10 protein-coding genes are annotated in these 14362 nt (G+C 53.0%); 6 read left to right on the forward strand and 4 right to left on the reverse strand.

What is annotated here, in order from left to right; translation table 11 throughout:
- The 5 genes from IFU29_RS18380 to IFU29_RS18400 form a co-directional block, all read left to right on the forward strand.
- A partial coding sequence (locus IFU29_RS18380; RefSeq protein WP_191935191.1) for a fimbrial protein occupies positions 1–417 on the forward strand: 417 nt, incomplete at its 5' end.
- Positions 418–4695: 4278 nt separating this feature from the next.
- A complete protein-coding gene (locus IFU29_RS18385; RefSeq protein ID WP_342214489.1) occupies positions 4696–6420 on the forward strand; it encodes a PglL family O-oligosaccharyltransferase in 1725 nt (574 codons plus the stop codon).
- Complete coding sequence (locus tag IFU29_RS18390; RefSeq protein WP_191935193.1) at positions 6417–7019, forward strand: helix-turn-helix transcriptional regulator; 603 nt, start codon at positions 6417–6419, stop codon at positions 7017–7019. The genes IFU29_RS18385 and IFU29_RS18390 overlap by 4 nt, the downstream gene beginning before the upstream one ends.
- 187 nt (positions 7020–7206) lie before the next feature.
- The gene (locus tag IFU29_RS18395; protein ID WP_191935194.1) at positions 7207–8418 is read left to right on the forward strand and encodes an aromatic amino acid transport family protein; all 1212 of its coding nucleotides are present in this window, start codon (positions 7207–7209) and stop codon (positions 8416–8418) included.
- Positions 8419–8529: 111 nt separating this feature from the next.
- Positions 8530–9003 (forward strand): anti-virulence regulator CigR family protein, encoded by a 474-nt coding sequence (locus IFU29_RS18400; protein ID WP_191935195.1) that lies wholly within the window; start codon positions 8530–8532, stop codon positions 9001–9003.
- A 60-nt stretch (positions 9004–9063) separates the two neighbouring features.
- On the opposite strand, the gene IFU29_RS18405 is transcribed toward IFU29_RS18400, so the two are convergent.
- The 4 genes from IFU29_RS18405 to IFU29_RS18415 all read right to left on the reverse strand — a co-directional run bounded on the left by IFU29_RS18405 (position 9064) and on the right by IFU29_RS18415 (position 12472).
- The gene (locus IFU29_RS18405) at positions 9064–10098 is read right to left on the reverse strand and encodes a hypothetical protein (RefSeq protein ID WP_191935196.1); all 1035 of its coding nucleotides are present in this window, start codon (positions 10096–10098) and stop codon (positions 9064–9066) included.
- Positions 10099–10485: 387 nt separating this feature from the next.
- Entirely contained in the window at positions 10486–10848 is a 363-nt protein-coding gene (locus IFU29_RS18410) for a SymE family type I addiction module toxin (RefSeq protein WP_191935197.1), read from the reverse strand.
- 315 nt (positions 10849–11163) lie between these two features.
- The gene (locus tag IFU29_RS22725) at positions 11164–11304 is read right to left on the reverse strand and encodes a Fic family protein (RefSeq protein ID WP_342214490.1); all 141 of its coding nucleotides are present in this window, start codon (positions 11302–11304) and stop codon (positions 11164–11166) included.
- A protein-coding gene (locus tag IFU29_RS18415; protein WP_191935198.1) for an IS3 family transposase occupies positions 11298–12472 on the reverse strand; the annotation gives its coding sequence in 2 pieces (ribosomal slippage) (positions 11298–12214 and positions 12214–12472; 1176 coding nt in all). The genes IFU29_RS22725 and IFU29_RS18415 overlap by 7 nt, the downstream gene beginning before the upstream one ends.
- A 167-nt stretch (positions 12473–12639) precedes the next feature.
- On the opposite strand from IFU29_RS18415, the gene IFU29_RS18420 reads away from it, so the two are divergent.
- Positions 12640–13566, forward strand: a complete 927-nt coding sequence (locus IFU29_RS18420) for an ATP-binding protein (RefSeq protein WP_191935199.1) — start codon at positions 12640–12642, stop codon at positions 13564–13566.
- The last annotated feature ends 796 nt before the right edge of the window (positions 13567–14362 follow it).

Raw genomic sequence — 14362 nt, forward strand, 5'->3', positions numbered from 1 at the left:
GTGATCCCGCCGGGCGATGAAACGGTGGTGCTGGATTTTGACACGGTAATCGACAAGTACCTGTATCTGAACACCCGCACCCCCGGCCAGGCGTTCAGGCTGCATCTGGCGCAGTGCGATCTCAGCCTGGGTAAAACGGTCAGGGTGACCTTCAGCGGTAATGAAAGCACCGCGCTGCCGGGGTTGCTGGCGCTTAGCGGTGCCAGCCAGGCCAGCGGCATCGCCATCGGTATGGAAACTGCGCAGGGCGAACCGTTGCCCATTAACCAGCAAGGCAAGGCGCAGGCACTGGTGAGCGGGGCCAACACCCTGGCGGCACAGGCCTATGTGCAGGGTGAACCGGACGCGCTGAAGCATAAAAGCATTGAGCGCGGGCCGTTCAGTGCGGTAGTGACCTTTAGCCTGGAATATGAATAACAGTGCAGCGGCATGGCAAACCGCCATGCCCCGCCCAATGCCGACATCTGGCATTTGCGCTTTCACTGGGCGCAGCAGGACGACCGGCTGTATCGGCAACTGCAAAGAATACCACCGTGCACGACGCGCGCGGCTTTACGAGCAGGCTCGCCGACAGGGGCTGTCATCGACAGAAACTGCGGAACGAGTGCGAACGTACGAGGCACGGTGGACATTATGGGCAGAGCGTATGTTGAAGCCAGTGCGTAGTACTGACGAAACGGCTTAAACGCCCAATAATTCTTAGATCTTATGATCTGTTGCTTCGGAATTAACGAACATGACACGCAAAGGAACCATCCACACTCTGCGACAAGGACTGACCTTCGTGCTCCTGCTGGGCGCATCATTCGGCGCCTCCTGTGGAGACGTAACCGCCGTGGGAGTGTGGGACGAGGCAAACCAGAGGGCATACCTCAAAGATGTTCAATGGGATGATCAAATTACCACGGGGTCGACTGGTACACTTCCTGTTGACTGCATCGACCGTAGGATGATCGATACCGGGTACGGGAACATGATAACTTCCGTCTATGAAGACTGCTACTCCCACAATGGCTTTGTACCGTATGACGAAGATGATGCGTGGTCCAGCCTATCTAATACTATCACCGACCTTACGCACCGTGATTACGGTGGACGGGGTAAGGGCTTCACCATGATCTCTCGTCCTGAGCAAGGGCTGACGACCAAGTTCACCATATCCGTGTATGGCGACACGAACGGGAACTATCGGGTGACTGTTCGCATCACGAAATGGACCGGTCTGCCACCCCGACCTTCATGCAGTCTTAAAGCTGCCAACATCGACCTGGGGCCTGTGGGCCCGGATGAGATCCGCACAGGCGGGTCCATTTTGACTATCAAATGCAACGTGGACACGGGAGTGACTGTCAAGGTCGGGGGGCGGGATGGCTCCGCGGACGTCCCCTACGCGCCGGGAGGGGTTGTACGCATGAGCTTTGCAGAGAGCCAGGGCGGCGGATCGAACGTGTATCGTGTGCAGGCCAAGAAGAATCAGTCCCTTGATGCGACCTTGAGAGCAACGACCGTCCCTGGGTCTGCCGCTCCGGGGACGTACACAGCGTCTGCGGTCGTAACCGCTGAACTGCAGTGACGTATGATTCTGTTTCATAACTGCATGCGGTCAGGCTTGTCCTATCAGGGGGCTACCTCCATCCAGCGTACGACATCGCTCACAGGCATCCGAGCCCCAGCGCGGCGAAGCCTTGATGCGAACGCGCGGGGCGGGACTTCCACTACAAGGACCATGTATCCCCAACCCCGGCGGTATTGGATTGGCGCTGCCGTTTAATCTGCACGGTGGACATTATGGGCAGAGCGTATGCGGGGTCATCCAATGGATGATATTTGCTGATTTTCGCTCTGTCGGATGAATGAAATTATGCGAGTTCTACTACATGACCAAATCTTCAAAAGCCCTCACCCCGGTGATTCTCTGCGTCAGCCTCCTGTGTAACGATGCTCTCGCGTACGACCTGTCACGCCTGCCCGATCGATACCAACCCAATCCCGCATATGCAGATGTATTCGCCGACTCGCCGGCTCCCCGCCAGGCCACCATCCGCTCCCTCCGTCTATTCGGCGGTGACACCTATGCGGGCTACGGCGGAGTTTGCCCCAACAATGACACCTCATGCGCAATGATATTTGTGACAAACAACGGGAAGACCCGTCTATTCGAAAAATCCGCTAAGAAGTGCATCCCACAAAAGGGTCCCGGCATCCTGTCGGACGCAGTCACCTCCTTCGCTGCCTCACTGTTCAGCAACGTGGCAATCCCACAAGCGTCAAATCGCTATGGGGATCAACCATCCGGCGTTGCAATAAATATTCGCATATGTGAATCCAATTCATTCCACCTGGTTTACAGCTCAGAGGGCAGCATTTCCACTCCTCTCGTATGTGTCATCGACGCGCCACCGATCGTCGATCTCGGCGAACTCACCGAGAACACCACACGTGCCGTACGTTCGGCCGTTACGTGCTCCGGCGGCGGGGAGACGGATATCCGTGTATCTGTCGTTGGGCCCTCCACAAGCAGTCCTGTTCCTGGTCTTGAACTGTGGGCCTCGGCACCCGAACGAGCTCTCCATATAACCGGCGACGGTGCCCCTAGTTATGTTGATCTCACTGTGGGTGCAACCGTGAATAGCCCTAAACCTGGCTTCTATTCTGCAGCCTTTGTTTATACGGTAGAGTATCTATGACGACCGCAAACCACCGGCGGGACGGCCCACGCAAGTTCGTCATCTCCACGGGCGTTTGGCGTTATGCCCTCACCATACCGTCATTTAAACGCATTTCTGCAAATACAAAGCTGCCAGCTATGACAGTAAATTTTTTCGCTTCGCCCTATCCGTGGCGTAAACTCCCGTAGTACGGGGCACACTGGCATCACATTGACCCATAAACTTTGGGAATAGCGGGCTTCACGGTAAGAAAGCCTATTTCTTTTTATTTATTTCCAGAAACTGATTGTTATCGACATCTAACGATATATATCCCCAACCCCGGCGGTATTGGATTGGCGCTGCCGTTTAATCTGCTGGTCTACGGCGGCGCGGCTCTATTAATGAGCGTATGCTGGCGGGCAACACCGCTGCGCCGGGTCCCTTTCGCGCAATAATCGCCGCCTGTATGCTTTTGACAACGTCCGAAGCATGGTGAACATGATGGGCAAAGCGGATACCGGGTATGACTTCACTCTTGCCGGGTGATAGGTTCTAAAATGAATGATGGAATGATGATCTGAATATGCTACGCGTAATAATCTTTTTTTATCCACCTTTGTGTCAACGATACACGTGTCTAGTGCGTTGGCTCACAATTTTCCCGTCATAACCACCACCGGGTACAAAATCCACTGCCCGTACTGCGATCCCTTTACATCAACTGTATATATTGAACAGCAGTTGGTTGAAATAGCGGGCCCGGAGTTTGACAAACCCACGGGGCGCAACTTTTACGGCATATTTCATGAGGCCTTCTGGGGGAGCCCTACCGATGGGGTGGTCTGTGAAGCCCAGGTCGATCCCTCTCTCACCCATGCCGAAGCAGCAAAACTCGCTTATGCAAAATGTGGTCAACGCACATCATTTCAAAGCAGCGATCAGGGAAACGTTGGGTGCCCGATGTATGCAAGCGTTGATTCGCCTATATCGAAGACCTCTCACGGCCCCATGAGCTTTTGCAGTAAGCCCCCAGCAAATCCAGTCTATTGCAGGTTTGACACCCCATCCCTGCCCTTAAGCCATGGTCCCTTGCCGCCGGAGGGTATCAGTGGTCACACAGCTCGTGGGGCTCTCACAATCAACTGCACGGCACCGGCGACAGTATCTATATGATTTGACTAGAAAAGATTGAATCTGGCACCTGGTCTGACGGCCGAATTAGAGGTACTCGATGGTGCGCGAAAAGAGCTGCCGGCCGGTTTGTCTACTGTGACGATCGAGAGCAAGCTTAGTGACAGCAGCGACGTCTCCTCGGGCTAGTACACGGGCTGGACGATTGTCTATATAGACCCTCTCTGAGATACCGTCAGATTTTATCGAAAGCTCAACCGCGCAGTTAACATGTGGCTGGATTTTGCCGGGCATCAGGCCCGTCGCCGTCAGCAGGTCTTTTTACGCGACGGGCCGGAGTTTTATTAAAATTACAAAGGCGGAATGGCTTTTAACCTTTAACGAACTGGTTTAACTATCTTTTAATTAAGGCTTATATGCCAACATCTGGAGTTTTATCCTAATTTCTTACAATTATACAGATTATATCGTTTTTTAATGGGCGTGAGGTTAGAATTTTCTTAAGTTGCCGATCGCCATCATCACTGTCCGTGTAACCCGATCTCATGACTGATTGCGTGCGCCTGTTGAGATTAAGCGTAAATGGTGAGCGCCTGAAAATAACGCACTTTTATCATTTTTCTGAAAAACCCTGGCAGCGGATAAATACGCTGAGGCGCTTTACGGTATGGCGTATTTATTCAGTTAATGAATAAGCTCCCGATAAACAGAACGAAAAGCCAGCCATGCGGCGCAGGAGATCAACTGGGCGTGACCTTGATATTTTTCGTGCCGGGCGCCGCCAGTAAAAGCCTTGTTCTGAATATTAATTACCGGTAATTCCTGAAATCAGCGGTGCAATATTTATCGTAAACAATGACGTTAGTCATAACGCCATACTTCATTAACCTTTTATTTATTAATGGTCATTATCGTGATAGCCAATCGCGTTGTTTTCTTCTGCCTGAGTCTGCTGTTTATCCCCAGCATTATTTATCTTCCCAACCCCGGCGGGGTGGGGCTGGCACTGCCGTTTAACCTGCTGTTCAGCGGGGCGGCAGCACTGCTGATCGCCGTCTGCTGGTATAACGCACCGCAGCGCCGCATAACGATCACGCCGACCTGTCGCCTGATTCTGGCCGCCTGCCTGCTCATGGCGCTTCCGGCTCTCTTTACCCGGGCAGAGTGGCAGAGTACCGCCCTGTGGCGGTTGGCAGGATTATTCGCCGGGGCAGGCTTCTATTTTACCTGGCTGCAGATGCACCTGACGGAACGCCAGCGCCATGGGGTGCTCTACCTGATCCTGCTGGCCGCCGCCGGTCAGGCGCTGATTGTCATGCTGCAGCTCTTTGCGCCCTCTGTTGCCCAAAGCTGGGTGCCGGTCAGTGAGCATCGCGCGCTGGGCATTTTTCAACAGCCTAATGTCGTGGCCAGCTTTATCGCTACCGGCCTGGCGTTAGCGTTGGCGGCCTTTCTGCTGCCGGGATTCCGTCTTGCTTCTGCGCGCATGGAGCGCTGGCGACTACGGGCCATCGCACTGGCGCTGCTGGTCATGCCCATGGTGCTGACCTGGTTACAGTCGCGAACGGGCTGGCTCGCCGCACTCCTGGTACTGGGGCTGTTTATCCTCTTTTTTGGCCGCCGTTTTCCGCAGCGAATAGTGGTGGCTGCGTTGTTAGCGACATCTGGCATTGCTGTCGCGGTAGCCGTGATGAAATTGGGCAGCGGGCTAAGCGATGCGCTGGCGTATACCAGCCACGAACGTTCTAACCACGCGCGGTATACCATGCTGCGCGACACGCTGACGATGATTGCCGATAAACCGCTGACAGGCTGGGGCTACGGTGGCTTTGAATACAGCTTTCAGCATTTTCGCATTGATCAGGATCCCCCCATTGTCGTGACAGAGATCGCCCGTCATCCCCATAATGAGCTGCTGCTATGGTGGGTGGAGGGAGGGGTTATTGCCCTTCTGGGCATCCTGCTACTGCTTTGGAGCGGTATAAAGCTGATCGCGCGCGCGCTCCAGCGTGACCAGCGGGCCTTTGCCTGTCGTAAGTCGACGGCAGGCGAAGCAATAGCGCTCTGCCTGGCGCTGCTGCCTGTGACGCTGCACACGCAGACTGAATACCCGTTTTATCTCTCCACACTGCACTGGCTGGTGTTCTTACTGTTACTGGCGATGCTGGACCGGCTGGTCAGTCCGCGTCTGTGGCGAGAGAACAGACTGCAATGCTGGAAATATCCGATGCTGGCGCTGTCTCTGTCAGCGCTGGCGATGATGATCGGGGGGGGATACAGCGGGCTGACCTTAACCCGCGCAGAACGCGGCGGCCTGCAGGATATGCAACCGGTTGAGGCGCTGCCCGCCTGGACAAGCTGGATACATCGCGACCGTCTGAGTTTTGATCGCCAGCTGGCCGGGCTGCTGGCGTTTAATCACACTCGCGATGAACAGCAACTGCATCAGTACGCCGACTGGGCTCAGGGCTATCTGAGCCACCGCATTGATAAAAATGTCTATGCCAACCTGCTGCTCATTTTTCGCCACGAAGAAAAGCCTGCGCTGGCGGAGCGATATCGTCAGGAGGCAGAACGCCTGTTCCCACGCGACGCACGGTTTTCCCCCGCCAGCAGTGATGGGCACACCACGCTATGAAATCACATATCGATATCGTCATTCTGGATAATGACCAGTATTTTTCCCAGGGGCTGGAAGCCCTACTGGGACCCTACTTCATCAGAATGGGCTGTACGACGGCGTTTTTACCCGCCCAGTATTACTGGAAAGCCGACCTCGTGTTCCAGCAACAAAATCTGAACCAGACTGCGCAGTACTGCCACAGACAACCCGCTCACTACCAGTCTCTGATCACCATCCAGGAGCCCGTTCCGCCGGGCTACCGCCAGCGGCTTGTCCCCTGCCTGAGCGAAAAAAGTGTAATTAATCGCCTGATAAGCACCGGGACGCTGTTAAACGAGGTTGAACGTATCATGAAGCATGACACGCCTGCTGCCCAGCCCTGGGCGTGTCCGCGCTGTGCACTGACGCTGACGCTACGGGAAAAGCAAGTTCTGCTGGCGATGCGCCAGGCCCAGTCTCCGGGCCAGATTGCTGCAGAGCTCAGGTTGAGTGTCAAAACCATCAGCGCCCACAAAGGGTCAGCCATGAAAAAATTAGGGTTTAAACGCAACACAGAGCTGCTGAACTGGCTCCGCCAGGGCGATCTGCGGGATGAGTTGAGCACCCTGCTGTGATGCCGGGCTTCTCATTATCCCCACTGGCTGCCTTTCAATTATGTGAGAAAGCCATGCTATTCTACGGCGTGCCCTGTCGGCCCCATCCGTACAGGAGGGGCGCGACAGGTTTTACGGTTTCTCCAAAGCCTGACGCTGAGAGGCAATGTTAACCCGGGCCTGCCGGGATTTTTTATGGTGTATAGCGATGCAGAAGTACAGTAACAGCGCGTTTCACGGCACCGTCCTGGTCGTTGCAACCATTGTCGGAGGCGGAATGTTTGCGCTGCCGATCGCGTTAGAAGCACTGTGGTTTACCAAAGGCGTTGTTTTTCTCCTGCTCTCCGCATTATTTATGCTCGCGTCGGGTTTGATGCTGGTCGATGTGAACATGAGATTTCCGCAGGGTTCGAGCTTCCATACGTTTACAAAAAAACTGCTCGGCAGAAAGGTCAATTTCATCGTTGGACTGAGCCTGGTGTTTGTGCTCTACCTGGTGACCTATGCGTATCTTTCCGGGGCCTCTGCGGTCTTTTCCACCCTGCAATCTGACCTGACGGGGAAACGCTATCCGGTGCTTTCCGTCATGCTGATCACCCTGTTTGTCTCCGCCGTGGTTTGCAAGGGCGGGCAGTTCTCTGCCCACATCATCTCCTTTTTTATTGCCGCTAAATTCACCGCCTTTTTTATGGCAACGGCAGGACATTTGCATCGCATCTCCCCGGAGCTGGTATTAACCAGCCCGGCGTTCGGCAGCTTTTCCGCAATATTATTAACGCTCCCTGTCTGTATCATTTCATTCGGATTTCATGGCAGCATCCCCTCATTAATCAAAATGTATGGCGGGAAGGAACACAAATTCGTGGTTAAGTCCCTGTGCTTCGGCGTGGGGATTTCCGCACTCATTTATATCTACTGGCTGGGCATGACGATGGGCATCCTCGATCGCGGGGCATTTGCCGCCATCAAAGACCAGGGGGGCAATATCAATGTCTTTATGACCGCCCTGAGCCAAAATGAACTGAGCCATTACATTAACGGCATTCTGTTGTTCTTTGCTTTTTTTGCCGTGACCTCGTCTTTACTGTCCGCCTCCCTCGGTCTTTTTGACTATCTTCATGACCTGTTAGGTTCCTTTTTAGGGATAACATCGTCCTTTCCTGCCGCAGCGATGACCTATCTGCCCCCTGCACTGTTGTGCATCATTACCCCTGATGGCTTTATCCCGGCGCTGGCCTATGCCGGGATTGCGCTGGTGATCTGGAGTGTGCTTCTTCCTCCTCTGCTGCTGTTAAAAGCAAGAAAGGCGGGCATTGAGGGGCCTTATCAGTTCCCGGCGGGCAATAAATTTCTCTATGGCTACTTCCTGTCAGGCTTTCTGCTGTGGGTGGCCATGCTGGTCAACATGATCAAAATCTGAAGAGATGGAATAAGACACGGGCGCTGCGCAGTGAAAATCAGACGACAGGATAGGGTGATTTACGCGCGCCTGTCCTAATATTATTAAGATAAAACCACTGGGGAAACGATCATGTTCAGACGCCGCAGTATAACGGCTGTTTTAGCCGCTATTATTTCCTGTTCACTGCTTGCCACACCGGCGCTGGCGGATCCGGGTAACGGGAATGGAAAGGGTAACGGCAATGGCAAGCACGGCCACAGCCAGAAAGACAAGCCGGGCAAAAATGAGGGCGGTCCCTCACACCGTAAAAATCACGGTAAGCCGGATCGGGTCAGTGACGATATCAGCTTTGATGCCGCACGCCACCTGGCGCTGAACTATGGCCTGACCGGCTACCGGTCCCTGCCCCCCGGCATTGCAAAAAACCTGGCGCGCGGCAAGCCGCTGCCGCCGGGCATTGCGAAAAAAGCCGTTCCCGCCTCAATGCTCGACCAGCTGCCCTATTATCCGGGCTATGAGTGGAAGATTGTCGGTGACAATCTGGTGCTGATTGCGCTGAGTACCGCCTTAGTGACGGCGGTGATTAACGGGGTATTTGATTAAAGAACAGGCGGGCAGCCCTGCCAGCCTTATTTCCGCGGTGCGGTAGAAGACGCCGAAACGTTACGCGCTACGGCGCTTTATTTTCTCCAGCACGGCGTCTTCCCCATACCTGCGCAGATATGCCGTCACCTCCCGCGCCCAGCGTTCCCCCTCACCCAGCACGGCCCGGCTCTGGCCCGGAGCGTAAATCTCCGCATTGTCATACAGGTTGATCAGCGTCTGATTCATGCCGTCGATACTGCTGGCGGAGTTCTTTTGCTGCTGTGCTGCCAGCGCAGCCACGATCTTCGCCTGATGTTCCGGGTTGGACGGGAAGGTTCTTTCCCCCAGCTCACTGAGCACCAGGAACAATGGCGGAATGCCCTCTTCGATAGCGGCCTGTAAGCGGTAATGCCCGTCCAGAATCACGAACGAACCCAGCCCGGCAAAAAAGCGTACCAGCACCGGCGGCAGCGTCCCTTCCCGGACTTTTTTGCGCCACCACTTCAGACGCCCGGCGTCGGGCTGAATGGCATAGCGCGCCAGCAGCGGGGTACCGTTCCACCACCAGTCCACCTGTGAAACGCGAACCGGGGCTGTCATATCCGGAATGTCGTTGCCAAACAGTGACCAGCTAAAACCGATATTGCCGCTCTGCGCTGGCGCGTGAAAACGCCAGTCCTTCAGCGCGGGCTGTCGCTGCAGCGCGTAAGGCGCAGTGGGAACGGCGGGCAGCATCGGGCGAAGCAGCCAGCGGCCCGCCGGCAGCAGCGGAACATCCGCCGTCAGCAGATAGCGGGCAAAGTAACGGCACCATTCACCGATCCACGCCTCCGGCCCGGTACGCCGAATGGACTCCAGCGCCGGTGAGGTAATGGGTGGGAAGACGGCCTGCGGATCGGGATGTTCAGTGTTGAACACCAGCCACAGGCCGGAGTGATCCTTCAGCATCGAGGCCCAGAACAGCGGCACACCGCGCAGCGACAGCGCCATGCGGCCATGATGCCCGCTGTGCATTTCCAGAATGGGCGACGTCAGCGGCTTCTGGCTGTGTAATGCCAGCCCCAGCCAGGCCTGATTGCGGTCGTGCAGATCCTTCCACCAGTACTGTGACATCCGATGTTCCTTGCGCTAAAGAGAGGGAAATTTTAGGCCAGTGCCGGGAAGATGCAAGGGGTGACCGATACGCCGTTTTTACCGGAACAGGTATCGTCGGGTCGGCCCCTGAGGTATCCCCAGAAAAATAACCAGGGCGCTATCGCGGGAAGCACGATACCCGGTTTCCGGAGGAAGGACTGCTTGCTGCAACGGCATAAACACGTCCCTGTGGCCTGGCGGCCGGCCTTCCCTGGCCGGCAGCCTGCTGCAACCAGCCCTTCCTCCTTCACCCACTGCCCCCGGTGTGGCTGTTTCCAGACCCACAGCGGGCAAGAATGGTTGAGGGGATGGGGTCGGCTGACCTCACTATCCCCCCTCCCCTTAATACCGAAGCCACTTTGGTTTTTAAACCGTTACCTTGCCCAGCCCTTCGCGGATCAGCAGTGCCTCCATCACCGTGTGCAGCTCCTTCAGGGCGGCTTCCGGCAGCGCTTCGCTGCGGGCCAGCAGTTGACGGGCAGGCGTAACGGGCGGCGGGTTTGCGGCGATCACCAGGCAGCCCGGCATCACCCGCACCGTGACGGACGTATCGGTGGGAAAACCACACGCCTCCAGCCACAGCCCCTTGAGATTCAGCGACGGGCTGCGCGAATAATGATGCGTTAACCCGGTTTTGGCATCCTCATGCCGAATGCTGATATAGCCCACTTTCAACTTTCGCTGGATTTTGGAAATAACGGGTTCTGACTTACAATCGTATTTAGCCATGATAACTAGTCCTGTTAGTTGTTGTGGTCAGCGGTGTTAACGGGTTGCCGCCCGTTAACACCGCGATTCATAAAAACCTTCCTGTATAAAAACACACTGATGACTCACCCTAAAATAGCGAAAAAAGAATGATAAATCGCTGTAACAGAGGAAATAAAATGCGAGGAGAATTCCAGAATGGGAAATAATGGAAGGAGATTTTTACTTATAACAATACCGATTGAAAATCATAACGAAATCAGTGACGTTGAACAGAACGGGGTGAATTATTTTACCCTGAAAATGTAAAAACCCCAATCAGCCGCAAAGAAATTATTAAACACGAGTATATCCCTGCTTCGGATAGTTAGGTTTATTAGGGAATGCTAATCTGATCTGCTTTGCATCAACCATAGGTTTAAGGTAATTTTGACGAATACTCTGCGATTTACGTCCCGCAACTGTAGTGGTCAACAAAAACTGGCCACGGCTTTAGAGTTTTTCCAGAACAATCTTTCTAATTCATTCGGCGTCAAACCACCATTATATTGATGGGGTCTGAGCTGGCTGTAATATCCTGTGATGTAATTCGTTATTGCCGCGCTGGCTTGGCTAAAATTTGCGTAGCCATTATCCGGTACCCACTCTGTTTTCAGGCTTCTGAAGAACCGTTCCATTGGGCTGTTAACCCAGCAATTTCCCCGGCGACTCAGGCTTTGCTTTATCTGATATCTCCACAGTAATTGTCTGAAATTCCTGCTGGTAGAGTGGCTGCCTTGATCCGAGTGATACAGTAAATTAGCCGGCTTTCCTCGCGCTTCCCAGGCCATGGACAGCGCTTTAGCTGTCAGTGCAGAATCCGGGAAAAATGACATAGCCCAGCCAACCGGTTTACGGGAAAACAGATAAAGCACTACGGCCAAATAAGCCCAGCGTTTACCCGTCCAGATATAAGTCACATCACCGCACCAGACCTGATTAGGCTCGGTTACAGCAAACTGGCGTTCCAGATAATTGGGGATCTCAACGTGTTCCTTAGACGCCTTCTTATACCTATGGCCAGGCTGCTGACAACTGATGAGACAAAGCTCTTTCATTAGCTTTGTTGCCCGCCAGCGGCTAAGTTTTACACCTTTGTTCGTGACCATCGCGGCAATATTACGTGCGCCTACGGAGCCGTTACTTTCGCGATAACTTTCACGAACAAGACTGAGTAATGTCACTCGCGTGGCATCAGGCTTTTTTGGTTGCCGCCAGTATTTATAGCTGCTGCGATGAACCCCAAACACATTGCACATAACGGCAACGGGAAACCTCGCCCTGAGTTTCTCAACTAATGAGAACTGTTCAGGGAGTGTGACATCAAGAGCGCGGTAGCCTTTTTTAATATATCTCTTTCCATTTCAACGCGTTGAAGTCTTTTCTTTAGCTCACGTATCTCAATCTGCTCAGATGTCATGGGTGAAGCTATGGGTGATTTTCCCGCTCGCTCATCTTTCAGTTGTCGAACCAATTTGTCCATCGTGGATTTTCCGACATTCATCGCAGTGGCAGCGGCGGCAACGGTGTAGTGCTGATCGAGTACAAGCCGGGCAGCTTCGAGGCGAAACTCGGGGCAAAAATTGCGTCTGTTACGTCCGGTCATAATGTCACCTGTTTTGACTATGAGGTGATGATATCACCTCTATTCAGGTGGCCAAATTTACTATACCACTACACAGTATCGACAATATCAATACTCTGCCCGCCCCACGTGCAGGAGTTATCTTCCACTACAGCACAACACAAGACTATGCGCCCGAATTTACATCTATGAGGCAGGCAAACTCAGTAGCGGAGGATATTTCACTGCTACGAGAGCAATACAAGACGACACCACAGGCACTGAAAGATGTATTGATTCTGACACCTGCAAGCAAGGTGGCACAGCGACAGGCAGAGCATCCAGACATTCCCGTTCTTCCTATCGCGTTTTCTGCTGCTGAACTCAATGCATCACACTGGAAATTTTTAATGGGTACGGTGGGCAACCCAAGCCTGTATGTTCGCCAAATCAACGGCCTGATGCGTACACGGCGAGGTGAACTCACATTTGAAACCTTACGCGAAGCCGTGAGCAAATCCGACCTTGGCGCACAGAAGAAAAAAATGGCACTTCAGCGCCTGGATTTTGCCAGTGAATACATTGATGACATGCAGCGCCTGCAGACACTGTTGCGACCAGGGAGGCTGATTATTGTCGACCTGCGTGACGAGTACATTGAGAAGGCCGAGGCGTTGGGTCTGTTTGTCGTGATGCTGCAGATATTTGCTGAAGCCACTTGGCAGGGTGAAACCTTCAGCAAGCTGGTTGTATTCGATGAAGCTCACAAGTACATCGGTAATGATGGCTTGGTGGCAGGCTTGATAGAGGTTGTTCGCGAGATGCGCCATAAGGCTACCAGTATTCTGGTGGCTTCACAGGACCCGCCGTCAGTTCCCGTGGCGCTGATAGAGCTGTCGACACAACTTTATCTTCACCGATTCAACTCCCCTGCATGGCTGAAGCATATCCAGAAAGCCAATACCGCCCTGAGACACTTGGAACCAGAAGACTTGAGCCGCTTAGCACCAGGGGAAGCTTTCGTGTGGGCTAACAAAGCAACCGATACAGCCTTTACACATGGCACCATCAAGGTTAACTGCCGTCCACGGGTTACTCTTCATGGTGGTGTCACTCGCACGGCCATTGGTACCTGATTCTCAGTCATCAGCTTTTTTATCTACCCATCCTACGTTATTAGCAATGTCGACAAGATTATCCGCACAATCGGAGAACTCACGCGAAATCAACGTAGATTGGGCAACCACACAAAGACCAATACCGCCAGCCTTAGTAGGCTACTTTTTAGTAGATAGGTCCCACGGAATATTAAAAGTAGCCTACTGCACAATAGCAGGAACTGGAGTGGTAAAAAGCTCTAGAAATGAGTTAATAATCACAGGGCGTTAGTAATCAATGTGCTACTATCCGTATCTATTTAGGATTTTTGCTGATAAATTCTAATTTTACCACAGGAAATCCAAGACACCTAATATCAAGCAAACCAAATAAAACAACTGATAATTTGAAGTGTCAATATGGGGAAAAACCCGCATTGCAACACTCCAGCATTGGATGAAAAAACATGCCCGAACAGTTATCTGAGATAGCTAAAGATTCTCCATTCGCAAAGACGCCATGATCTAACATAACCCGGAGCGCAAATATAAGAACAATAAAATACTTGATAGACACATGTATGCATTCGATATAATAATGTCAACAAGACAAGCAAAAGCACAACATACCGCACCGCTAGTGAATTCACCTTGAATATTAATCTGGCATCTAAGATAACATACCAACCGAAAGCCTAAACTAGCAAAAAAATATTTATGGGCCAAAGGCAGATTCAATAACTACAAGGGAATTATGGTAAAATACACTTTACATTTAATCGTATAGATAGAACATTAATCAACCATTTTTGGTTGTTTTCTCTTACACAAACAC

The organism is Erwinia persicina (genome assembly GCF_014838825.1).
GTDB lineage: Bacteria > Pseudomonadota > Gammaproteobacteria > Enterobacterales > Enterobacteriaceae > Erwinia > Erwinia persicina_A.

What these genes read in the sequence shown, in the direction of transcription:
- IFU29_RS18390 (WP_191935193.1), top strand. Translation starts at nt 6,417, where the DNA reads ATGAAATCACATATCGATATCGTCATTCTGGATAATGACCAGTATTTT.
- IFU29_RS18395 (WP_191935194.1), top strand. Translation starts at nt 7,207, where the DNA reads ATGCAGAAGTACAGTAACAGCGCGTTTCACGGCACCGTCCTGGTCGTT.
- IFU29_RS18400 (WP_191935195.1), top strand. Translation starts at nt 8,530, where the DNA reads ATGTTCAGACGCCGCAGTATAACGGCTGTTTTAGCCGCTATTATTTCC.
- IFU29_RS18405 (WP_191935196.1), bottom strand. Translation starts at nt 10,098, where the DNA reads ATGTCACAGTACTGGTGGAAGGATCTGCACGACCGCAATCAGGCCTGG.
- IFU29_RS18410 (WP_191935197.1), bottom strand. Translation starts at nt 10,848, where the DNA reads ATGGCTAAATACGATTGTAAGTCAGAACCCGTTATTTCCAAAATCCAG.
- IFU29_RS18420 (WP_191935199.1), top strand. Translation starts at nt 12,640, where the DNA reads ATGAGGCAGGCAAACTCAGTAGCGGAGGATATTTCACTGCTACGAGAG.